The 20,384-nt window shown below is 70.6% G+C and carries 21 protein-coding genes; 12 read left to right on the top strand and 9 right to left on the bottom strand.

Annotated features, from left to right (window positions below):
• Positions 1–9: 9 nt before the first annotated feature.
• Both HHL10_RS10175 and HHL10_RS10170 read right to left on the bottom strand, forming a co-directional pair.
• Positions 10–183 carry a hypothetical protein gene (locus HHL10_RS10175; protein WP_169160236.1) on the bottom strand — a complete coding sequence of 58 codons (174 nt, stop codon included), beginning with the start codon at positions 181–183 and terminating at the stop codon, positions 10–12.
• A 152-nt stretch (positions 184–335) separates the two neighbouring features.
• Positions 336–1,823 (bottom strand): AMP nucleosidase, encoded by a 1,488-nt coding sequence (locus HHL10_RS10170; RefSeq protein WP_169160235.1) that lies wholly within the window; start codon positions 1,821–1,823, stop codon positions 336–338.
• A 117-nt stretch (positions 1,824–1,940) separates the two neighbouring features.
• Here HHL10_RS10170 and minC point away from each other — a divergent pair, with 117 nt between their 5' ends.
• Genes minC through HHL10_RS10145 form a run of 5 tightly spaced genes read left to right on the top strand, consistent with a single transcriptional unit; the run spans position 1,941 to position 5,042 of the window.
• Positions 1,941–2,675, top strand: coding sequence for a septum site-determining protein MinC (gene minC, locus HHL10_RS10165; RefSeq protein ID WP_169160234.1), 735 nt, complete (start codon positions 1,941–1,943; stop codon positions 2,673–2,675).
• 56 nt (positions 2,676–2,731) lie between these two features.
• Positions 2,732–3,547: a septum site-determining protein MinD gene (gene minD / locus HHL10_RS10160; protein ID WP_169160233.1), complete on the top strand. Its 816-nt coding sequence runs from the start codon at positions 2,732–2,734 to the stop codon at positions 3,545–3,547.
• Between the two features lie 6 nt (positions 3,548–3,553).
• Positions 3,554–3,814 (top strand): cell division topological specificity factor MinE, encoded by a 261-nt coding sequence (minE, locus tag HHL10_RS10155; RefSeq protein ID WP_169160232.1) that lies wholly within the window; start codon positions 3,554–3,556, stop codon positions 3,812–3,814.
• 42 nt (positions 3,815–3,856) lie between these two features.
• A complete protein-coding gene (locus tag HHL10_RS10150) occupies positions 3,857–4,228 on the top strand; it encodes a hypothetical protein (protein WP_169160231.1) in 372 nt (123 codons plus the stop codon).
• A gap of 46 nt (positions 4,229–4,274) precedes the next feature.
• Complete coding sequence (locus HHL10_RS10145) at positions 4,275–5,042, top strand: type III pantothenate kinase (protein WP_169160230.1); 768 nt, start codon at positions 4,275–4,277, stop codon at positions 5,040–5,042.
• Positions 5,043–5,161: 119 nt separating this feature from the next.
• On the opposite strand, the gene HHL10_RS10140 is transcribed toward HHL10_RS10145, so the two are convergent.
• The 7 genes from HHL10_RS10140 to HHL10_RS10110 form a co-directional block, all read right to left on the bottom strand.
• Positions 5,162–5,443: a DUF427 domain-containing protein gene (locus HHL10_RS10140; RefSeq protein ID WP_169160229.1), complete on the bottom strand. Its 282-nt coding sequence runs from the start codon at positions 5,441–5,443 to the stop codon at positions 5,162–5,164.
• A 46-nt stretch (positions 5,444–5,489) separates the two neighbouring features.
• Positions 5,490–6,743, bottom strand: a complete 1,254-nt coding sequence (gene egtB / locus HHL10_RS10135; protein WP_169160228.1) for an ergothioneine biosynthesis protein EgtB — start codon at positions 6,741–6,743, stop codon at positions 5,490–5,492.
• A 126-nt stretch (positions 6,744–6,869) separates the two neighbouring features.
• Positions 6,870–8,210 carry an ATP-dependent protease ATPase subunit HslU gene (hslU, locus tag HHL10_RS10130; RefSeq protein ID WP_169160227.1) on the bottom strand — a complete coding sequence of 447 codons (1,341 nt, stop codon included), beginning with the start codon at positions 8,208–8,210 and terminating at the stop codon, positions 6,870–6,872.
• A gap of 44 nt (positions 8,211–8,254) precedes the next feature.
• Positions 8,255–8,812, bottom strand: a complete 558-nt coding sequence (gene hslV, locus HHL10_RS10125) for an ATP-dependent protease subunit HslV (protein WP_169160226.1) — start codon at positions 8,810–8,812, stop codon at positions 8,255–8,257.
• Positions 8,813–8,878: 66 nt separating this feature from the next.
• Entirely contained in the window at positions 8,879–10,378 is a 1,500-nt protein-coding gene (locus HHL10_RS10120; protein WP_169160225.1) for an STAS domain-containing protein, read from the bottom strand.
• 26 nt (positions 10,379–10,404) lie between these two features.
• Entirely contained in the window at positions 10,405–11,040 is a 636-nt protein-coding gene (gene dksA / locus HHL10_RS10115) for an RNA polymerase-binding protein DksA (protein ID WP_310734566.1), read from the bottom strand.
• A gap of 85 nt (positions 11,041–11,125) precedes the next feature.
• The gene (locus HHL10_RS10110; protein WP_169160224.1) at positions 11,126–12,178 is read right to left on the bottom strand and encodes a CobW family GTP-binding protein; all 1,053 of its coding nucleotides are present in this window, start codon (positions 12,176–12,178) and stop codon (positions 11,126–11,128) included.
• A gap of 121 nt (positions 12,179–12,299) precedes the next feature.
• Between HHL10_RS10110 and HHL10_RS10105 the strand changes: the two genes are divergently transcribed.
• The 7 genes from HHL10_RS10105 (at position 12,300) to HHL10_RS10075 (ending at position 20,097) form a co-directional block, all read left to right on the top strand.
• On the top strand, positions 12,300–13,187 hold the full coding sequence (locus HHL10_RS10105) for a CorC family transporter (RefSeq protein ID WP_169160223.1): 888 nt from the start codon (positions 12,300–12,302) through the stop codon (positions 13,185–13,187).
• Positions 13,184–14,713: an apolipoprotein N-acyltransferase gene (lnt, locus tag HHL10_RS10100; RefSeq protein ID WP_235971259.1), complete on the top strand. Its 1,530-nt coding sequence runs from the start codon at positions 13,184–13,186 to the stop codon at positions 14,711–14,713. The genes HHL10_RS10105 and lnt overlap by 4 nt, the downstream gene beginning before the upstream one ends.
• Positions 14,714–14,854: 141 nt before the next feature.
• Positions 14,855–15,784, top strand: a complete 930-nt coding sequence (gene glyQ / locus HHL10_RS10095; protein WP_169160222.1) for a glycine--tRNA ligase subunit alpha — start codon at positions 14,855–14,857, stop codon at positions 15,782–15,784.
• Positions 15,784–17,937: a glycine--tRNA ligase subunit beta gene (gene glyS / locus HHL10_RS10090; protein WP_375138949.1), complete on the top strand. Its 2,154-nt coding sequence runs from the start codon at positions 15,784–15,786 to the stop codon at positions 17,935–17,937. The genes glyQ and glyS overlap by 1 nt, the downstream gene beginning before the upstream one ends.
• Positions 17,934–18,536, top strand: coding sequence for a D-glycero-beta-D-manno-heptose 1,7-bisphosphate 7-phosphatase (gene gmhB / locus HHL10_RS10085; RefSeq protein WP_169160221.1), 603 nt, complete (start codon positions 17,934–17,936; stop codon positions 18,534–18,536). The genes glyS and gmhB overlap by 4 nt, the downstream gene beginning before the upstream one ends.
• On the top strand, positions 18,536–19,318 hold the full coding sequence (locus tag HHL10_RS10080; protein ID WP_169160220.1) for a lysophospholipid acyltransferase family protein: 783 nt from the start codon (positions 18,536–18,538) through the stop codon (positions 19,316–19,318). The genes gmhB and HHL10_RS10080 overlap by 1 nt, the downstream gene beginning before the upstream one ends.
• Complete coding sequence (locus HHL10_RS10075) at positions 19,315–20,097, top strand: M48 family metallopeptidase (RefSeq protein WP_169160219.1); 783 nt, start codon at positions 19,315–19,317, stop codon at positions 20,095–20,097. Before HHL10_RS10080 ends, HHL10_RS10075 begins: the two co-directional genes overlap by 4 nt.
• Positions 20,098–20,384 lie beyond the last annotated feature (287 nt).

Below are 20,384 nucleotides of genomic sequence, written 5' to 3'. Positions count from 1 at the left end.
GCCGGGCCCTCAGTGCTGCAGCAGCGCCCGCGCGCAGGCATTGCACAGGTCGGCGGCGCCGGGCCGCTCTTCGGGCAATGGCGTCGCGACCGTCTCGTCGTCCGGCGGCAGGTCGTCGAGGCTGGGCTCGCCGCCGTAGAACCAGCGCTGGATGCCGTCCAGCCGGTCGTGAAACTCGTTCATCACATGCTCCTGGGTGCTCGACACACTGGGAGCAATGGTTGCGCCCGAGGGCGCGGCCGTCAGGCGGCTGCCGCCGCGTCCGGACGTAGGAAGCGGCCTACCCGCGCGCCGCGGCCGGCAGGGCGCCGGGCGGTCGCGGCGGGAAGTGAGGCTTACTGGAAGGCGACCTCGGCGAAGCTGCGCAGCTTGCGGCTGTGGAGCTGGTCCAGGCGCTGCTGGCGCAGGATGTCAATGGCGCGCATGCCGATGCGCAGGTGCTGGTCCACGCGCTCGCGGTAGAACTGGTTGGCCATGCCGGGGAGCTTGATCTCGCCGTGCAGGGGCTTGTCGGAGACACAGAGCAGCGTGCCGTAGGGGACGCGGAACCTGAAGCCGTTGGCGGCGATGGTGGCCGACTCCATGTCCAGCGCCACGGCGCGGCTCTGGCTGAAGCGGCGCTCGGGGCCCGGATGCGGCAGCAGCTCCCAGTTGCGGTTGTCGGTGGAGGCCACGGTGCCGGTGCGCAGGATGCCCTTGAGCTCGAAGCCGCGCAGCTGCGTGATGTCCTCCACCGCCTGCTCCAGCGCCACCTGGATCTCCGCCAGCGCCGGGATGGGCACCCACAGCGGCAGCTCCTCGTCGAGCACGTGGTCCTCGCGCACGTAGCCGTGCGCCAGCACGTAGTCGCCGAGCTGCTGCGTGTTGCGCAGCCCCGCGCAGTGGCCGAGCATGATCCAGGCATGCGGGCGCAGCACGGCCACGTGGTCGGTGATGGTCTTGGCGTTGGCCGGGCCCACGCCGATGTTGACCATGGTGATGCCGGCGCCGTCCGGGCGCACCAGGTGGTAGGCCGGCATCTGCGGCAGCCGCGGCGGCGGCGCGCCCAGCGCGTCGCCGGGCTGGGGCGCATGGCCATGGCGGCGCGTGACGACGTTGCCCGGCTCGATGAAGGCGCAGTAGCCGTCGGCCGCCGCGTCGCCCTCGGGCGCGGCCATCAGGCTGCGGCCCAGGCGCACGAACTCGTCGATGTAGAACTGGTAGTTCGTGAACAGCAGGAAGTTCTGGAAATGCTCCGGCGCCGTGCCCGTATAGTGGCGCAGCCGGTGCAGCGAGTAGTCCACGCGCGGGCCGGTGAAGAGCGCCAGCGGCATGGGTTGACCAGGGGGCACCTCGTGCGTGCCGTTGGCGATGCCGTCGTCCATGGACGCCAGGTCGGGCAGGTCGAAGAGGTCGCGCATGCGCTGGCGGCGCTCGGCGCTCATCGTGCCTTCGATGTGGTCGTGCTCGGAGAAGGAGAAGTGGATCGGGATCGGCTGCGTGCTCATGCCCACTTCCAGCGGCACGCCGTGGTTGCGCAGCAGCAGCTCGAACTGCTCCAGGTAGTAGTCGCCGAACAGGTCCGGGCGTGTCAGCGTGGTCTCGTAGGTGCCGGGGCCGGCCACGAAGCCGAAGGACAGGCGCGAATCGGCGCGTGCCACGGTGTCAGTGTGGATGCGCACGAAGGGGTAGCAGGCGCGCACCCGCCGCGCCGGGTCGGTGCCGGCCACGAATTCCTGCAGCGACTGGCGCAGGTGCGTGATGCCGATGTCGTAGATGTGGCGGGCATGTGCCAGCGCGTCCGCCGCGCTGGTGAAGGATTGGGTCGCGATGAGCGTGGGCATGGCCCATTGTGGCGCGGCGCCGGAGCTGCTGCGTTGCAGCAATCGCTTGCGCCTTTTGATGTCTGCCCGGCGTGCCGGACCGGTAAACTGCCCCCCTTTTAGGCTTGTTCCGCCCCCATGGCCGCTGTTTCCGCCGGAGTGACGTCTCCCTTCGACCTCAGGAGCGCTTCGCTGACGCTGCTGGCGCTGCTGCTCAAGACCACGGACTTGAAGTTGCTGGCGGCGGAGCTGGCGCAGCGCCTGGCCGAAACGCCCGAGCTCTTCAACCAGGAGCCGGTGCTGGTGGACCTGACGGCGGTGCATGCGGACCCCACGCCGCTGGACATGGCCGCGCTGGTGGCCCTGCTGCGCCGCCACCGCATGCTGCCCGTGGCCGCGCGCGGCGGCAGTCCGGCGCAAATGGAAGCCGCTTCCGCCGCCGGCCTGGGCGACTCGCCCGATGCCGTGCCGCTCACGCCCCGTGCCGAGGCCGTGCGCGAGGTGGTGCGGGAAGTGGTGCGCGAGGTGCAGGTGCCCGGGGCCACGCTGCTGGTGGACAAGCCGCTGCGCTCGGGCCAGCAGGTCTATGCCCGCGGCGGCGATCTGGTGGTGCTGGCGCAGGTCAACTGCGGCGCCGAGGTCATCGCCGACGGCAACGTGCATGTGTACGCGCCACTGCGTGGCAAGGTGGTGGCCGGTGCGCGCGGCGACACCAGCGCGCGCATCTTCACCACCTGCCTGGAGCCCGAGCTCATTTCCATCGCCGGGACCTACCGTACCGCCGAGAACCCGCTGCCCGCCGATGTGCTGGGCAAACCGGCGCAAGTGCGGCTCGACGGCGAGAAGCTGGTGATCGAGCCCATCAAGATTTGAATGCGCCAGCCGTGCGCAAGACACACCGAACCGACAGCTGAAAGGATGTACCTGAGATGGCCAGAATCGTCGTCGTGACTTCCGGCAAGGGCGGGGTCGGCAAGACCACGACCAGCGCTAGCTTCTCTTCCGGCCTCGCGCTGCGCGGCCACAAGACGGCGGTGATCGACTTTGACGTCGGCTTACGCAACCTGGACTTGATCATGGGTTGCGAACGCCGCGTGGTGTACGACCTCATCAACGTCATCAATGGCGAAGCCAACCTCAACCAGGCGCTGATCAAGGACAAGCACTGCGACAACCTGTTCGTGCTGCCCGCCTCGCAGACGCGTGACAAGGACGCGCTGACCAAGGAAGGCGTGGAGCGTGTGCTGGCCGACCTGGCCGAGCAGGGCTTCGACTACATCGTCTGCGACTCGCCCGCGGGCATCGAGAGCGGCGCCATGCTGGCGATGCACTTCGCCGACGATGCGCTGGTGGTGACCAACCCCGAGGTGTCCTCGGTACGCGACTCGGACCGCATCCTGGGCATGCTGGGCTCCAAGACGCGCCGCGCCGCGCAGGGCGACACCCCCGTCAAGGAGCACCTGCTCATCACGCGCTACAACCCGTTGCGCGTGGAGGACGGCCAGATGCTGTCGCTGCAGGACATCCAGGACATCCTGCGCATCGAGCTCATCGGCGTGATCCCGGAATCCGAGGTGGTGCTGCAGGCATCCAACCAGGGTGTGCCGGTGGTGCACATGAACGGCACGGACGTTGCCGAGGCCTACAAGGACGTGGTGGACCGCTTCCTGGGCAATGACAAGCCCATGCGCTTCACCGACGCCGTCAAGCCCGGCTTCTTCAAGCGCCTCTTCGGCGGGAGGTAACGCGTCATGAGTTTTCTGTCCTTCCTGATGGGCGAGAAGAAGCGCTCGGCCAACGTCGCCAAGGAACGGCTGCAGATCATCCTGGCGCACGAGCGCACCAGCCGCAGCCGCAGCCCCGACTACCTGCCGGCGCTGCAACGCGAGCTGCTGGCGGTGATCACCAAGTACGTCGCCATCAGCTCGGAGGACGTCAAGGTGCACCTGGAGCGGCAGGACAACCTGGAAGTGCTGGAAGTGAAGATCGAGCTGCCCGAAGCGGCACGCTGAAGCCGTACCGAAGCAACATTGCCGGATTGAAGGGGCACGACCATGGGTTGGCTCAGCGCGCTCAGGCTGGTGCCCTGGTCCGAAGTGATCGAGGCCGCGCCCGGGCTGGTGCGCGGCGCGCGCCGCATCTTCGACCGCAGCCAGGAGCTGCCCGCCGCCGAAGCCCTGGCCGAAGCGACCGCTCCAACGGCCGACCCCACGGCCGCGCTGCAGGCGCAAGTGCAGCAACTCACCGCCCGGCTGGACGAGCTCACGGCCCAGCAGCAGGCCAGCGCCGGCCTCATCGAGACGCTCTCCGAGCACAACGCGCGGCTGGTGGAGGCCGTGCAGACGCTGCGGCTGCAGCTGCGCTGGCTCACGGCCGGCGCCGCGGTGCTGGCCGTGGCCGTGGTGGCCCTGGCGCTGCGCGGTTGAGCCGCCGTGCCGAGGCCCGCTGTTTCACCCTGATACCCTCGCGCCCATGAGTTTCCTGGCCATCGACATCGGCAACACGCGACTGAAATGGGCCCAGTACGCCAGCCCACAGCCCGGCGCGGCGGTGCTGGCGCAGGGCGCGGCCTTTCTCGAAACCATCGACGAGCTGGCCGACGCGCAGTGGAAGAACCTCGCGCCGCCCACCAGCATGCTGGGCTGCAACGTGGCCGGCGACGCCGTGCGGCGCCGCGTCGAGGAGCAGCTGGAGCTGTGGGATCTTTCGCCGCGCTGGGCCGTCTCCACCGCGCACGACGGTGGCGTGCGCAACGGCTACGACCATCCCGGCCGCCTGGGCGCGGACCGGTGGGTAGCGCTGATCGGCGCACGCTCGCACGCGCATGCGCGCGGCCTGGACGGCCCGGTGCTGGTGGTGATGATCGGCACCGCCGTGACCGTGGACGCGCTCGACGGCGAGGGCCGCTTTCTGGGCGGCTTCATCCTGCCGGGCCACGGCATCATGCTGCGCGCCCTGGAAAGCGGCACGGCCGGCCTGCACGTGCCCACCGGCGAGGTGCGCGACTTCCCCACCAACACCTCCGACGCCCTCACCAGCGGCGGTACCTTCGCCATCACCGGCGCCATCGAGCACATGCACCGGCGGCTGCAGCGCCACTGCGGGCGGGCCCCCATCACGCTGATGACCGGCGGCGCGGGCTGGAAGGTGTCACCGCACCTGGACATCCCGCACGAGCTGGTTGAGTCGCTGATCTTCGACGGCCTGCTGGCGTTGCAGGCGCATCGGCTGGCGCTGTAGCCGCCAGCCCGACGGGGAGTGGATTGTTGACTGCCGGGTGACTCTCAGGTCACTAGAGGGGCAATGAGCAAGACATTGTTGCTCGCGGGGTGACAATCTTGCGGCAACCCGGTCCGCTCTCACTCCGTGACCTGTACGCCCTTCCAGAACGCGATGCGGTCCTTGATCTGCGCCGCGGCCTCGCTGGGCTCGGGGTAGTACCAAGCGGCCTCGGGATTCACGTCGCCGTTGACCAGCAGCGACCAGTAGCGCGCCTGTCCTTTCCACGGGCAGCTCGTGCGGTGGTTGCTGGCCAGCAGGTACTCCTTCTTCACGGCGCTTTCGGGGAAGTAGTGGTTGCCTTCCACCAGCACGGTGTCGTCGCTCTCGGCGATCACCGCGCCGTTCCAGATCGCTTTCATTGCTCGCCTCCGCAGTGAAAAACTCTTTGCCCTGAGCGCAGCGGCCTCAGGCGCCGTCGCGCGCCAGCCGCAGCCCGGTGAATTGCCAGCGCGCCGCCGGCGCGAAGAAGTTGCGGTAGCTGGCCCGCACATGCCCGGCCGGGCTGGCGCAGCTGCCGCCGCGCAGCACGTTCTGGCCGACCATGAACTTGCCGTTGTATTCGCCCACCGCGCCGGGCAGCGGCCGGAAGCCGGGGTAAGGCTCATAGGCCGAGCGGGTCCACTGCCACACGGCGTCTTCGACTTGCAGCAGCCCGGGGCCGTCGCCGGCCGGCGCCGGATGCAGGTGCCCCTCCAGCGCCTTGGCGGCCATTGGCGCGGCGGGCTGGAGCTGCACGGCGGCTTCCCACTCGGCCTCCGTGGGCAGCCGCGCGCCGGCCCATTGGGCGTAGGCGGCGGCCTCGTAGAGATTCAAATGGCACACCGGCTCGGCCGGGTCCAGGGGGCACGCGCCGTGCAGGGTGAAATGCGTGCCCGCCTCGGGGTTCCAGTACAGCGGCGCCGAGACGGCGTGGGCCTGCACCCAGGCCCAGCCGTCGCTGAGCCAGAACTCGGCCCGCCGATAGCCGCCGTCGGCCATGAAGGCGAGGTATTCGCCGCAGCTGACCGGGCGGCTGGCCAGTTGGTAGGGCTCCAGCCAGACGCGATGGCGCGGCGTCTCGTTGTCGAAGCCGAAGCCCGCGCCGCCATGGCCGATCTCGACCAGCCCGCCCCCGAAATCCAGCCAGCGCAGCGGCACCGCCTCGCCCGGTGGCCGGGGCGTCGCGCCCGGCAGGTAGGCCGGCTGCAGCGGATTGAGCGACAGCAGGTGTTTCACATCCGTGAGCATCAGCTCCTGGTGCTGCTGCTCGTGCTGCAGGCCCAGCTCGATCAGCCCCGCCGCTGCGGACAGCGCCCTTTCATGGCCGGCCTCGATGAAACCCTGCAGCGCCGCGTCCACATGGCGCCGGTAGTCCAGCACCTCTTGCAGGGCGGGGCGCGAGAGCATGCCGCGCTGCGGGCGCGGATGGCGCGGCCCCAGCGCCTCGTAGTAGGAGTTGAAGAGGAAGCCGAAGCGCTCATCGAACACCCGGTAGCCCGCGCAGTGCGGGCCCAGCACCAGCGTCTCGAAGAACCAGCTCGTGTGCGCCAAGTGCCACTTGACCGGGCTGGCGTCGGGCATGGACTGCAGCGCGCAATCCTCGGCTGACAGCGGCTGCGCCAGCGCCAGGCTGTGCGCGCGCACCGCCTCCAGGCGGCGTTGCAGGCGAGAGCGGTCCATCGTGCGGGCTCCTTTCGAGGTCGCCGCGGGCGCGCAGCGGGCCGCCGCCTGGGGGCAAGCGGCCGGCCCACTCATCTCCTTTTCGCCCTGAGCCCTTCGACAGGCTCAGCCCGAACGGTTGTGCGCTCAGAGGATGAAGCGCGACAGGTCCTCGTTGCGCGAGAGCTCGCCGAGCTTGGCGTCCACCGCCGCGGCATCGAGCGTGACGGTGGTGCCCGCGAGGTTGGGGGCGTCGAAGCTGACCTCGTCGAGCAGCCGCTCCATCACCGTGGCCAGGCGCCGCGCGCCGATGTTCTCGGTGCGCTCGTTGACGTCGAAGGCGATCTGCGCCAGGCGCCGGATGCCCTCGGCCGTGATCTCCAGCGCCACGCCCTCGGTGGCCAGCAACGCCTGGTACTGCTTCACCAGGCTGGCGTGCGTGGACTTGAGGATGGCTTCGAAGTCGTCCACCGACAGCGAACCGAGTTCGACGCGGATGGGAAAGCGCCCTTGCAGCTCGGGAATGAGGTCACTGGGCTTGGACAGGTGGAACGCGCCCGAGGCGATGAACAGGATGTGGTCGGTGCGCACCATGCCGTACTTGGTGTTGACGGTGGTGCCCTCGACCAGCGGCAGCAGGTCGCGCTGCACGCCCTGGCGCGAGACGTCGGCGCCGCGCGACTCGCCGCTGCCGGCGACCTTGTCGATCTCGTCGATGAAGACGATGCCGTTGCCCTCGGCATGGGCCAGCGCCGCGGTCTTGATCTCGTCCTCGTTGACCAGCTTGGCCGCCTCTTCCTCCACCAGCAGCTTCAGCGCCTCGGCGATCTTGAGCTTGCGGGTGTGGCGCTTGTTGGCGCCGAACTGCGAGAACAGGCCCTTGAGCTGCTCGGCCATCTCCTCCATGCCCTGCGGGCCCAGGATCTCCAGCGCCGGGCGGTGGTCGGCCACCTCGATCTCGATCTCCTTGTCGTCGAGCGCGCCCTCGCGCAGCCGTTTGCGCATGCCCTGGCGCGCGGCGTTGTCGGCGGGCGGGGCGGCGATCTCGGTGAGGCCGAAGCCCGAAGAGCGGGGCATGGGCACCAGGATGTCGAGCACGCGCTCCTCGGCGGCGTCCTCGGCCTGTGCGCGCTTGGTGCGCATCTGGCGCTCGCGCTCCTGCTTGACGGCCACGTCCACCAGGTCGCGCACGATGGTGTCCACATCCTTGCCGACGTAGCCTACCTCGGTGAACTTGGTGGCCTCGACCTTGATGAAGGGCGCGTCGGCCAGCCGCGCCAGGCGGCGGGCGATCTCGGTCTTGCCCACGCCGGTGGGGCCGATCATCAGGATGTTCTTGGGGGTGATCTCCGTGCGCAGCTTCTCGTCCACCTGCTGGCGGCGCCAGCGGTTGCGCAGCGCGATGGCCACCATGCGCTTGGCCTGCGCCTGGCCGACGATGTGGCGGTCGAGCTCGGAGACGATTTCCTGGGGGGTCATGGCGCTCATGGCGTGACTCGAAAAAGAAGTGAGATCCAACAAACGCGCGAGCCTCAGGCGGCGGCCGCGGGAGCGGCGCCCAGGGTCTCGATCACGTGGCTCTGGTTGGTGTAGATGCACAGGTCGCCGGCGATGGTCAGCGCCTGCTTGACGATCTCCTGCGGCGACAGCTCGGTGTGCTGCAGCAGCGCGCGCGCTGCGGCCTGCGCGTAGGCGCCGCCGGAGCCAATGGCCACGATGCCGTGCTCGGGCTCCAGCACGTCGCCGTTGCCGGTGATGATCAGCGAGGTGTCCTTGTCCGCCACGGCCAGCATGGCCTCCAGGCGGCGCAGCACGCGGTCGGTGCGCCAGTCCTTGGTCAGCTCGACGGCGGCGCGCACCAGGTGGCCCTGGTGCTTCTCCAGCTTGCCCTCGAAGCGCTCGAAGAGGGTGAAGGCGTCGGCCGTGGCGCCGGCAAAGCCGGCCAGGACCTGCTCACGGTAGAGCCGGCGCACCTTGCGCGCGCTGGACTTGACGACGATCTGGCCCAGCGTCACCTGGCCGTCGCCGCCCAGGGCGACGAGGGGGCCGCGGCGCACGCTGAGGATGGTGGTGCCGTGAAAGGGTTCCATGGGTCTAGAGCCTCAAGCGGCGCGAAGGCCGCGTCAAAGAGCCGCCCGACAGGTGGACGGCGGGGTTCAGGTGTTGTGCACGCGCACGCGGGCGTGCTCGTTGATGCCCATCGCGCCCAGCAGCAGCGCGACCAGGCGGTGGGTGTCGGAAAAGCCCAGGCTGCGGTTCTCCTGGCGCCGCGCCTGCACCCATTTGAGCAGGGCGCCCGCGGCATTGAAGTCCACGCGCACCAGCCGCGCGCAGCGCACGTCCACGCGCACGGCGTTGCCCAGCTGCTGCTGCAGCCGTCGCAGCGTGGGGCCGATGTCGCCCACGAGCTGGCCGGCCAGCTCCACTTCCACCGTGGAGCTGTCGTGCAGCGAGGATTCGAAGTCGGACACCAGGGTCGCCGTCGTCGAGCTGCCCAGCGTCGAGGACGGCGCGGCCAGGCCCTCGCGGGTCAGGCGCACGCGGCAGCTGGGCGGCTCCCAGGGCGGGGGCGAGATCTCGTAGGTGATGCAGTAATCGATGGCGGCCTCGTCGAAGGCCTGGGCGCGGTGCAGCAACCGCAGCGCCTGCAGCCGCAGCAGCCACAGCGCGGGGTCGGTGTCACGCACGCCGGCGGGCGTGGCCTCGCGCAGGCGCTGCAGCAGCATGTCGCTGCCCAGCCAGTGCATGTGCAGCGGCTGGCCGGCCCAGGCCTGCAGCAGCGGCGCCAGGCTCGCCGGCGCGTCGGCATGCACATGCTGCAGCCCCGACCAGTCCAGCACCCAGGGTTGCGGCACCTCGCGCACGAAGTCCTGCAGCCGCTGCACCGCCGCGGCGTCGAGCACGGCCGGGCAGGCCCAGTCCTGGCCCGGGCGCGGCGCGGCGCCGGCCGGCGGCGGCAGCTGCGTCAGGCGCTGGGGCAGCGAGAACCATTGCGGCGGCGAGCGGTGGAAGCGCTGCGCGAACTCGGCCGCCAGCGTCTCGAAGGCGGCCTGCGCACCGGTGGCGCGGTAGAGGTCCAACCGCACCAGCCAGGTCTCGGCATGGTTGGCGCGCAGGCCACCGGGGCCGGTGAGCTCGGCCAGCAGCTGCTCGCAGCGCACGAACTCGCCGTTGGCGAAGGCGATCACGGCCTCGTCGAGCAGCGGGTCCTGCATCACCTCGCTGCCGCCCTTCGAGCCCGTGCCCGGCGCGGGGGCATACGTCGTGTAGGAGCGTGCGGCGCTGCGTGCCAGCGCGCGGCTGGCGGGCGTGGCGTCGCCCACCATCTGCTGCTCGATCGCGTCGATCTTGGCCTTGACGCCGTTCTCGGCAGGCTGCGCACCGGGGGTGTCGGCGCGCGGCTCGGTGTCCAGGTGCAGGACTTCCAGCGCGGCGGCGCTGGCCATGCCCTCGCGGCGCAGCTTGCGCAGCATGTCGAACTCGCGCTTGCGCACGAAGTCGTTGCGGCGCTTGCGCTCGATCATGGCCTTGAGCTCGGAGCGCTCCAGGCCCATCAGGGTGCTGTCGTCCGTGGGGCTGCCGCCCTCGGCGCCGGTGGGGGCCACCAGGCGCACCACCTTGCGCAGGAAGCTCGTGCCGTCCTTGGGCTCGGCCATGGGCGGGGGAGGGCGGCGCGGCGTGCTCAGTCGCCGAACATCTTCTGCTTGAGCTCGCGGCGCTGCTGCGCTTCCAGCGACAGCGTGGCCGTCGGGCGCGCCAGCAGCCGGCCCAAGCCGATGGGCTCGCCGGTCTCGTCGCAGTAGCCGTAGTCGCCGGCGTCGATGCGTGCCAGCGACTGCGAGATCTTCTTGAGCAGCTTGCGCTCGCGGTCGCGGGTGCGCAGCTCCAGCGCATGCTCCTCCTCGATCGTGGCGCGGTCGGCCGGATCGGGAACGATGGAGGTGTCCTCGCGCAGGTGCTCGGTGGTCTCGCCGGCGTTGGACAGCAGGTCGTCCTTGAGCGCGGACAGCCGCGTACGGAAGAACTCCAGCTGCTTGTCGTTCATGTACTCGCTCTCAGGCATGGCGAGCAGTTCTTCTTCGGTGAGCTCGCTGCCCGACTTGGTTTTCCAGGCGTTGGCGAGCTTGGGGTCCGCCTTGACGGGGGGCTTGAGAGTTTCCATGGCGGGATCGGGATAGGTTCTGGCGGCGGGTTGAGGAGAGGGCGAAAAGCGCTCGGCGAAGCGGCTGGTGGCCGGGGATGAGGCCACGGCCGTGGCGGTCTCGATCGGGGATGACGGGCCGGCGGCCGCCGCAGTCTGGACCGGGGTCTTGCTCACATCGCTCTCCTCGAATCGACGGGGCGCCGCGCGGGGGGGTGCGCACGGCGCGCGGCATTGTAGCCACGGCCCTGCTGTGCACCCCTTACACCAGGCATTGCTCCAGGCCCTGCAACAGGATGTCGCGCGGCAGGTCCACGCCGATGAACACCATCTTGCTTTGCTTCTTCTCGCCCGGCGCCCACTTCGGGCCCAGGTCGCTGCCCATCATCTGGTGCACGCCCTGGAACACCACCTTGCGGTCGCTGCCCTTCATGTAGAGCACGCCCTTGTAGCGCAGCATCTTGGGTCCGTAGACCTGCACGATGGCGCCCAGGAAGTCCTCCAGCTTGGCCGGGTTGAAGGCCTTATCGGCACGGAAGACGAAGGACTTGACGTCGTCGTCGTGATGGTGGTGGTGCGGGTGGTCGCAGTGCTCGCCGTGCTCGTGATCGTGCTCGTGATCGTGATCGTGGTGATGGTGATCGTGCGCGGTGTCGTTAAGGAACTCCGGGTCGATCTCGAGCTTGGTGTTGAGGTTGAAGCCGCGCAGGTCGAAGACCTCGCTGATGGGCACCTCGCCGAAGTGCACCCGGCGCTGCGGCGCGCGCGGGTTCATGTGCTTGAGGCGGTGCGAGAGCTCGTCCACCTCCTCGGCCGGGACCAGGTCGGACTTGCTGATGAAGATCTGGTCGGCGAAGCCCACCTGGCGGCGCGCTTCCTGGCGGGTGTCGAGCTGCTGGTTGGCGTGCTTGGCGTCCACCAGCGTCAGGATCGAGTCGAGCAGGAAGCTCTCGGCGATCTCGTCGTCCATGAAGAAGGTCTGCGCCACGGGGCCCGGATCGGCCAGGCCGGTGGTCTCGATGACGACGCGCTCGAAATCGAGCTCGCCGCGGCGTCGCTTGGCCGCCAGCACCGACAGGGTGGAGCGCAGGTCCTCGCGGATCGTGCAGCAAACACAGCCGTTGGAGAGCTGGATGATCTGCTCCTCGGTGTCGGCCACCAGGATCTCGTTGTCGATGTTCTCCTCGCCGAACTCGTTCTCGATCACGGCGATCTTCTGGCCGTGGGACTCGCTGAGAACGCGCTTGAGCAGCGTGGTCTTGCCGCTGCCGAGGAAGCCGGTGAGGATGGTCGCGGGGATCAGTCCGTTGGACATGGGCTGCTGCCTGGCCCGTGAGCCAGGGGGGTCGGATAAGGGCGACGGACTGTCATGCAAGCTCCGTGCCCTGTCAAGCCGATCGGGTATTCTTGCCCTCTTCCCACTTCCGACACCTGCCGTGTCAGAGCCGCCTCAACCAGCCAAATCCGCGTCCGGCCGACCTCCGCGCCTGGCGCCCGAAAAACGCAGCCTGTTCGAACGCCTGGTGGAGTTCATCTCCCCGGGGCCCGATTCCAAGGCTGAACTGATGGAAACGCTGGCCGACGCCGAGCAGCGCGAGCTCATCGAACCCGAATCGCGCCTGATGCTCGAGGGCGTGCTGCGCATGGCCGACATGAGCGCCGGCGACGTGATGGTGGCCGCCCCGCGCATGGACCTGCTCGACATCGAGGCGCCCTACGAGGCGCTGCTGGAGCTGGTCATCGGCGCGGGCCACTCGCGCTTTCCGGTCTACGACGGCCGGCGCGACAACATCATCGGCATCCTCATGGCCAAGGACCTGCTCAAGCTGCAGCGCGCGCCCGAGCTCAAGCTGCGCACGCTGCTGCGCCCGGCCGTGTTCGTGCCCGAGAGCAAGCGGCTCAACGAGCTGCTGCGCGACTTCCGCAGCAACCGCAACCACCTGGCCATCGTCATCGACGAGTTCGGCAACACCGCCGGGCTCATCACCATCGAGGACGTGCTGGAGGAGATCGTCGGCGAGATCGAGGACGAGTTCGACGACAAGGACGCCGAGTCGGCCGTCTACACCCTGGCCGACGGCAGCTACCGCGTCGCCGGCGACGCCGAGATCGGCGACGTCAACGAGGCCTTCGCCGCCGCGCTGCCCAGTGAGGACTTCGACACCATCGGCGGCCTGGTCGCGCACGAGCTCGGCCATGTGCCCCGGCGCGGCGAGGCGGTGGACATCGGGCCGCTGCGCTTCACGGTCATGCTCGCGCGCGGCGGCGCGGTGCGCTGGTTCAAGGTCACGCGCATCCCCGGCGCTGACGCGCCCGCATCTTGAATGCCGTTTCGCGCCTGATCGGGCGGCTGGAGCTGCCGCTGGCGGCGGCGCTGGGAGCGCTGCACGCTCAAGTCTTTGTCCACACCGGCGCCTGGCTGGTGCAGCTGTTGTGCGTGGCGCTGCTGGCGTGGCGCGTGCAGGAAGCCGCGCCGCGGCGCGCGGCGCTGCTGGGCTGGGTCTTCGGCAGTGCCTGGGTCGGCACGGGCACCTGGTGGCTGTTCGTGAGCATGCACCGCTACGGCGGCCTGCCTGCGCCGCTGGCCGTCATCGCCGTGGTGCTGCTGGCGCTGGCGATGGGGCTGTACCTGGGCGTTGCCATGGGGCTGTTCGCCCGATGGCGGCGCGGGCGCACGGTGCCGGATGCGCTGCTGTGGGCGGCGCTGTGGCTGCTGGCCGAGCTCGGCCGCGGGGTGCTGTTCACCGGTTTCCCCTGGCTGGCCAGCGGCTACGCGCAGGTGGACGCGCCGCTGGCGGTGCTGGCGCCCTGGGTGGGCGTGTACGGCATCGGCGCGGCGGCGGCGCTGCTGGCGGCGCTGCCGGTGCTGGCCGCGCGCGCGGGGCCGCGCGCGCTGGCGCTGGCCCTGGCCGGGGTGGCGGTGGTGCTGGGGCTCAGCGCCGCCTCGGGGCCGGCGGCCTTCACCCTGGGCCACGGCACGCTGCGCGTGAGCCTGGTGCAGACCAACGTGGCGCAGGACGAGAAGTTCGCCGTCGAGCACCTGCCCGGCGCGCTGGCCTGGCTGCGCCAGGCGCTGATGCAGGCGCGCGGCGACCTGGTGGTGGCGCCCGAGACCGCCATCCCGCTGCTGCCCTCGCAGCTCAAGGACTTCGACCCTCGCTACTGGGACAGCCTGCGCGACCACTTCGAGCACTCGCCCAAGTCCGCGCTCATCGGCGTGCCGCTGGGCGACTTCGAGAACGGCTACACCAACTCGGTGCTGGGCGTGTCCTCGCACACGGCCTCGGGCGCCCCCTACCGCTACGACAAGGTGCACCTGGTGCCCTTCGGCGAGTTCATTCCCGCGGGGCTGCGCTGGTTCACGAACCTGATGCAGATCCCGCTGGGCGACTTCGACCGCGGGCCGCTGAACGCGCCGTCCTTCAACACGCTGGGCCAGCGCCTGGCGCCCAACATCTGCTACGAGGACCTGTTCGGCGAGGAGCTGGCGCAGCGTTTCCAGGAGCCGACGCTGGCGCCCACGGTGTTCGTGAACCTGAGCAACATCGGCTGGTTCGGCCCGACGGTGGCGCTGCCGCAGCATCTCAACATCAGCCGCATGCGCGCGCTGGAGTTCCAGATCCCGATGCTGCGCTCCACCAACACCGGCATCACCGCCGTCATCGACGAGCAGGGCCGCGTCACGGCGCAGCTGCCGGCCTTCACCCGGGGCACGCTCGACGCCACGGTGCAGGCGCGCGAGGGCGTCACGCCCTTCGCCTGGTGGGCGGCGCACGGCGGGCTGTGGCCGCTGCTGCTGGCAGCGCTGGGCACCATCGTGCTGGTCCTGGCGCGGGTGCGGCGCGCCTGAGGGCGGCTGCCGGGCCGCCGCCACCGCGATCCGGCCGGCGCCCGCGCAGGATTGGCGTGGGCGGGGCCACGGTCCCCGGCCGCGCGAGGGCGTCCCGGGCGCCACCCTAGAATCAAGGGTTTAGGTCCGAACTCCCACGCCATGGCCACGCTGAGCTTCCAGCAAATCATCCTTCGCCTGCAGGAATACTGGGGCGCCCAGGGCTGCGCGCTGCTGCAGCCTTACGACATGGAGGTCGGCGCCGGCACCAGCCACACCGCCACCTTCCTGCGCGCAATCGGCCCCGAGCCCTGGAAGGCCGCCTACGTGCAACCCAGCCGCCGGCCCAAGGACGGGCGCTACGGCGACAACCCCAACCGGCTGCAGCACTACTACCAGTACCAGGTCGTGCTCAAGCCCGCGCCGGCCAACATCCTGGAGCTGTACCTGGGCTCGCTGCAGGCGCTGGGCTTCGACCTCAAGAAGAACGACATCCGCTTCGTCGAGGACGACTGGGAGAACCCCACGCTGGGCGCCTGGGGCCTGGGCTGGGAGGTGTGGCTCAACGGCATGGAGGTGACGCAGTTCACCTACTTCCAGCAGGTCGGCGGCATCGACTGCAAGCCCGCCACCGGCGAGATCACCTACGGCCTGGAGCGGCTGGCGATGTACCTGCAGGGCGTGGAGAACGTCTACGACCTCGAATTCACCCCGGGCCTGAAGTACGGCGACGTGTTCCACCAGAACGAGGTGGAGCAGAGCACCTACAACTTCGAGCACTCCGACGTGGAGTTCCTGCTCACCGCCTTCGGCGCGCACGAGAAGCAAGCCCAGCACCTCATCGCGCAGCAGCTGGCGCTGCCGGCCTACGAGCAGGTGCTCAAGGCGGCCCACACCTTCAATTTGCTGGACGCACGCGGCGCCATCAGCGTGACCGAGCGCGCGGCCTACATCGGCCGCATCCGCAACCTCGCGCGCGCGGTGGCGGCGAGCTACCTCGACAGCCGCGCCCGCCTGGGCTTCCCCATGGCGCCCAAGGCCTGGGCCGACGAGGTCACGGCACAACTCGAACTCAAGAAGAAGGCGGCGTGATGGCGGCTTCCGACATGACCAAGAACCTGCTCGTCGAACTGTTCGTCGAGGAACTCCCGCCCAAGGCGCTCAAGAGCCTGGGCGATGCCTTTACCCAGGGCCTGCTCAAGGGCCTGCAGGCCGCCGGGCTGGCCGGCGCCGATTCGGTGGCCACGCCCTTTGCCTCGCCGCGGCGCCTGGCCGCGCACCTCACGGGCGTGGCCGCGCAGGGGGCCGACCGCGAGCAGCTGGTGAAGCTGATGCCGGTGGCGGTGGCGCTCAATGCCGAGGGCCAGCCCACGCCGGCGCTGCTGAAGAAGCTGGGCGCGCTGGGCGTCGACGCCTCGGTGCTGCCGCGGCTGCAGCGCCGCCCCGACGGCAAGGCCGAGGCGCTGTTCCTGCAGACCACGCAGCGCGGCGCCACCTTGGCCGACGGCCTGCAGAAGGCCCTGGAAGAGGCCCTGGCGAAGCTGCCCATCCCCAAGGTCATGAGCTACCAGCTCGCCGACGGCTGGAGCAGCGTGCACTTCGTGCGCCCGGCGCATGCGCTGGTGGCGCTGCACGGCGCCGACGTGGTGCCGGTCCACGCGCTGGGCCTGCAGGCCGGCCGCGCCACGCACGGCCACCGCTTCGAGGCCGCCACCGACCCCGTGGTGCTGCTCGATGCCGACGGCTATGCGCAGCAATTGCAGCAAGAAGGGGCGGTGATTGCCGGTTTCGAGGCCCGCCGCGCCGAGATCGCGCGCCAGCTGCAGGAAGCCGCCGCCAGGGAAGGCCTCAAGCCCATCGACGACGAGGCGCTGCTCGACGAGGTCACGGCCCTGGTCGAGCGCCCCAACGTGCTCACTTGCCAGTTCGACAGCCAGTTCCTGGAAGTGCCGCAGGAGTGCCTGATCCTGACGATGAAGGCCAATCAGAAGTACTTCCCGCTGCTGGACGCCCAGGGCAGGCTGACCAACCGCTTCCTGGTGGTGAGCAACATCCGCCCCGAGGACGCGAGCGCCGTGGTGCAGGGCAACGAGCGCGTGGTGCGCCCGCGCCTGGCCGACGCCAAGTTCTTCTTCGACCAGGACCGCAAGAAGACGCTGGCCTCGCGCGTGCCCGGCCTGGCCAAGGTGGTCTACCACGGCAAGCTCGGCACTCAAGGGCAGCGCGCCGAGCGGGTGCGGGCCATCGGCCACGCCATCGTGAACCAGATGCGCCTGGCCACGGTGCCGTACACCGTGGAGGCCAAGGACGAGTTCGAGGTGCTCGACAGCAAGGTGCGCGAGGCCGCGCTGCTGGCCAAGACCGACCTGCTCACCGACATGGTGGGCGAGTTCCCGGAGCTGCAGGGGATCATGGGCGGCTACTACGCGCGCCACGAGGGCCTGCGCGACGGCGTGGCCATCGCCATCGAGGACCACTACAAGCCGCGCTTCGCCGGCGACGTGCTGCCGCGCAACCACACCGGCACCGTGCTGGCGCTGGCCGACAAGCTGGAGACGCTGGTGGGCCTGTTCGGCATCGGCCAGCTGCCCACCGGCGACAAGGACCCCTTCGCGCTGCGCCGCCATGCGCTGGGCGTGATCCGGCTGCTGACCGAGAAGAACCTGCCGCTGGCGCTGCCGGAGCTGGTGGCGCAGGCCGTGCCGCCCTTCGGCGAGCTGATCACCGACCCCGGCGCCGCGCTGCTGGACTTCATGTTCGACCGCCTGGCGGTCAGCCTGCGCGAGCAGGGCTACAGCGCGCAGGAAGTGGACGCGGTGCTGGCGCTGCGCCCGGCGCGCCTGGGCCAGGTGCCCAAGCGGCTGGCCGCGGTGCGCGCCTTCTCGGCCCTGCCCGAGGCGGCCTCGCTGGCGGCGGCCAACAAGCGCGTGGGCAACATCCTCAAGAAGTCCGAGGGCGGCGCCGGCCCGGCGGTGGACACCGCGCTGCTGCGCGAGAGCGCCGAGGCCGCGCTGTTCGAGGCGCTGCGGGCGGTGGCGCCCAAGGCCGACGCCGCCTTCGAGGCCGGCGACTACCAGGGCTCGCTGCAGGCGCTGGCCGCGCTCAAGGCGCCGGTGGATGCCTTCTTCGACCAGGTGATGGTCAACGCCGAGGACGCGGCGCTGCGCGCCAACCGCCTGGCGCTGCTGTCCACGCTGCACGCGGCGATGAACCGCGTGGCCGACCTCTCGCGGCTGGCCGCATGACCCCCATACCGAAACTTGTCATCCTGGGCCGCGACGGCGTCCTCAACCAGTACCGCGAGGACCACGTCAAGGAGCCGTCGGAGTGGGTGCCGGTGCCCGGCGCGCTGGAGGCGCTGGCGCGGCTGAACCATGCCGGCTGGCATGTGGTGATCGCCACCAACCAGGCCGGCATCGGGCGCGGGATGATCGACATGACCTCGCTCAACGCCGTGCACGCGCACATGATGAAGCTGCTGGCGCAGCAGGGCGGACGCATCGACGCCGTCTTCCTGTGCCCGCACACGCCCGAGGACCACTGCGACTGCCGCAAGCCGCTGCCCGGGCTGATGCTCGACATCGGCCGCCGCTACGGCGCGGACCTGACGCAGGTGCCGCTGGTGGGCGACACCGCGCGCGACATGCTCGCGGCGCGCGCCGCGGGCTGCCAGCCGCACCTGCTGCGCAGCGGCCGCGGCGCGTCGCTGGACGACGCGCAGCTGCAGCAGCTGCTGGCGCAGGTGCCCGGGCTGCAGGTGCATGCCGACCTGTCCGCCTTTGCCGACTACCTGCTGCAGCGCGAGCAGCCCGAGGCCGGCGCCGATCCGGAAGGCAGCCGCTGATGGGTCGCCTGCTGTCCATCCTGCGCTCGGCGCTCTACCTCGTCTTCCTGGCCGTCACGGTCGTTCCCTGGTCGCTGACGGTGGTGCTGGCCTCCATCTTCATGCGCGGCAACCCGGTGTACTGGATGTGCGCGGGCTGGCTGCGCACGGCCATCCTGGGCGCGCGCTGGATCTGCGGCGTGCGCTGGCGCATCCAGGGCATGGAGCACCTGCCCAAGGGAAAGACCGAGGCCGTGCTGCTGGCGGCCAAGCACCAGTCCACCTGGGAAACCTTCGCTTTCCCGGCGCTGATGCCGCACCCGCTGGCCTACGTGTTCAAGCGCGAGCTGCTCTACATCCCGTTCTTCGGCTGGGCCATGGCGCGGCTGGACATGATCCACATCGACCGCAGCAAGCGCACCGAGGCCTGGAACAAGGTCGCCTCGCAGGGCCGCAAGTTCATGTCGCACGGCACCTGGGTGATCATGTTCCCCGAGGGCACGCGCGTGCCGCGCGGCGAGCAGGGCCGCTACCAGAGCGGCGCGGCGCGCCTGGCGCTGGCTACCGGCGTGCCGCTGGTGCCCGTGGCCGTCACTTCCGCGCGCTGCTGGCCGCGCAAGAGCTGGCTGCTGCGCCCGGGCGTGATCGACATCTCCATCGGCGCGCCCATCCCCGTGGCGGGTCGCAGCGCCGAGTCGCTCACGCGCGAGGTGCAGGGCTGGATCGAGGCCGAGATGCGCCGCCTCGACCCCGAGGCCTACGCCGCGGACGGCGTGCACCCGGCCGCCGCCGCCCGGACTTGAGCCGCCGCACGGCGCCCGTTGCTCCTGCCGCGGCACCGGCCGGGGTGCCGGCCCCCTCGCTGTGGCGCCATCCCGAGGCCCGGCATGCCGTGACGCTGCCCGGCGGCGAGGTGGCCTACGCGCTGCGGCGCAGCCAGCGCCGCAGCATCGGGCTGGTGGTCGATGCCCAGGGCTTGCGCGTGGCCGCCCCGCGCGCCGCCACGCTGGCCCAGGTCGAGCAGGTGCTGCAGGCCAAGGCGGCGTGGATCCTGCGCCACCTCGCCGCGCAGCAGGAGCGGGCGCTGCGCCGCCAGGAGGCGCAGCCGGTGTGGGGGCCGCAGGCGCCGCTGCCTTGCCTGGGCCGGACGCTGCGGCTGCAGGCCCAGGCGCCGGCCTGGCGGCTCGATGGCGAGCTGCTGCACGTGCCGCTGCCCGACGAGGCGCCGCCGGCGCAATGGGCCGCCGCGCTGCGCGGCTGGCTGCAGACGCGGGCGCTGGAGGTCTTCAAGGAACGCTGCGCGCTGTACGCGCCCCGCATGGGCGTGCGCCCGGCGCGGCTGGCGCTGTCGGCCGCGGCCACGCGCTGGGGCAGCGCCAGCGCCGCCGGCGTGATCCGCCTCAACTGGCGCCTGGTGCACCTGGCGCCCGCGCTCATCGACTACGTGGTGGTGCACGAGCTGGCGCACCTGCGCGAGATGAACCACAGCGCCGCGTTCTGGGCCCATGTGCGCGCCGTGCTGCCCGATTTCGAGCAGCGCCGTGCCGCGCTGCGCGCCGCGGTGCTGCCGGCGCTGGAGTGAGAAAGTCCCGCGCCGGCCGGAGAAATTCACCGATCCGCTCGGGCGCGGCCTGTGGCCGGAAGCGTGCATGGTTCACGTCGGCCCGTGCGTCGGTGCGTCACTCGGATTTGGAGCGGCCCCAGACTGGCGGCACGCTGTCCATGACGGCGTGCACCGAGGGAGGAGGCCGCGTCCGACGGCGAGGGCGGTGCACTGCAATGGGCCTGTCCACGCGGGTGGGCAGGCCCATTTTTCTCAGCGCACCCGCTTCAGGCGCCTGTGCTGCGCCGCGGCCCGTGGCCCGTGCG

The sequence above is a fragment of the Azohydromonas caseinilytica genome (assembly GCF_012927045.1).
Taxonomy (GTDB): domain Bacteria; phylum Pseudomonadota; class Gammaproteobacteria; order Burkholderiales; family Burkholderiaceae_C; genus Azohydromonas; species Azohydromonas caseinilytica.
Note: the sequence above shows the minus strand (reverse complement) of the source record. Positions and strands in the feature narration are given on the sequence as shown.

Coding starts and splice junctions, on each gene's coding strand:
- hslV (WP_169160226.1), bottom strand. CDS start 8,812: ATGGAACCCTTTCACGGCACCACCATCCTCAGCGTGCGCCGCGGCCCC.
- minC (WP_169160234.1), top strand. CDS start 1,941: ATGGCCGCTGTTTCCGCCGGAGTGACGTCTCCCTTCGACCTCAGGAGC.
- HHL10_RS10145 (WP_169160230.1), top strand. CDS start 4,275: ATGAGTTTCCTGGCCATCGACATCGGCAACACGCGACTGAAATGGGCC.
- HHL10_RS10110 (WP_169160224.1), bottom strand. CDS start 12,178: ATGTCCAACGGACTGATCCCCGCGACCATCCTCACCGGCTTCCTCGGC.
- HHL10_RS10170 (WP_169160235.1), bottom strand. CDS start 1,823: ATGCCCACGCTCATCGCGACCCAATCCTTCACCAGCGCGGCGGACGCG.
- minE (WP_169160232.1), top strand. CDS start 3,554: ATGAGTTTTCTGTCCTTCCTGATGGGCGAGAAGAAGCGCTCGGCCAAC.
- HHL10_RS10150 (WP_169160231.1), top strand. CDS start 3,857: ATGGGTTGGCTCAGCGCGCTCAGGCTGGTGCCCTGGTCCGAAGTGATC.
- minD (WP_169160233.1), top strand. CDS start 2,732: ATGGCCAGAATCGTCGTCGTGACTTCCGGCAAGGGCGGGGTCGGCAAG.
- gmhB (WP_169160221.1), top strand. CDS start 17,934: ATGACCCCCATACCGAAACTTGTCATCCTGGGCCGCGACGGCGTCCTC.
- glyQ (WP_169160222.1), top strand. CDS start 14,855: ATGGCCACGCTGAGCTTCCAGCAAATCATCCTTCGCCTGCAGGAATAC.
- glyS (WP_375138949.1), top strand. CDS start 15,784: ATGGCGGCTTCCGACATGACCAAGAACCTGCTCGTCGAACTGTTCGTC.
- hslU (WP_169160227.1), bottom strand. CDS start 8,210: ATGAGCGCCATGACCCCCCAGGAAATCGTCTCCGAGCTCGACCGCCAC.
- HHL10_RS10175 (WP_169160236.1), bottom strand. CDS start 183: ATGAACGAGTTTCACGACCGGCTGGACGGCATCCAGCGCTGGTTCTAC.
- egtB (WP_169160228.1), bottom strand. CDS start 6,743: ATGGACCGCTCTCGCCTGCAACGCCGCCTGGAGGCGGTGCGCGCGCAC.
- HHL10_RS10120 (WP_169160225.1), bottom strand. CDS start 10,378: ATGGCCGAGCCCAAGGACGGCACGAGCTTCCTGCGCAAGGTGGTGCGC.
- HHL10_RS10080 (WP_169160220.1), top strand. CDS start 18,536: ATGGGTCGCCTGCTGTCCATCCTGCGCTCGGCGCTCTACCTCGTCTTC.
- HHL10_RS10140 (WP_169160229.1), bottom strand. CDS start 5,443: ATGAAAGCGATCTGGAACGGCGCGGTGATCGCCGAGAGCGACGACACC.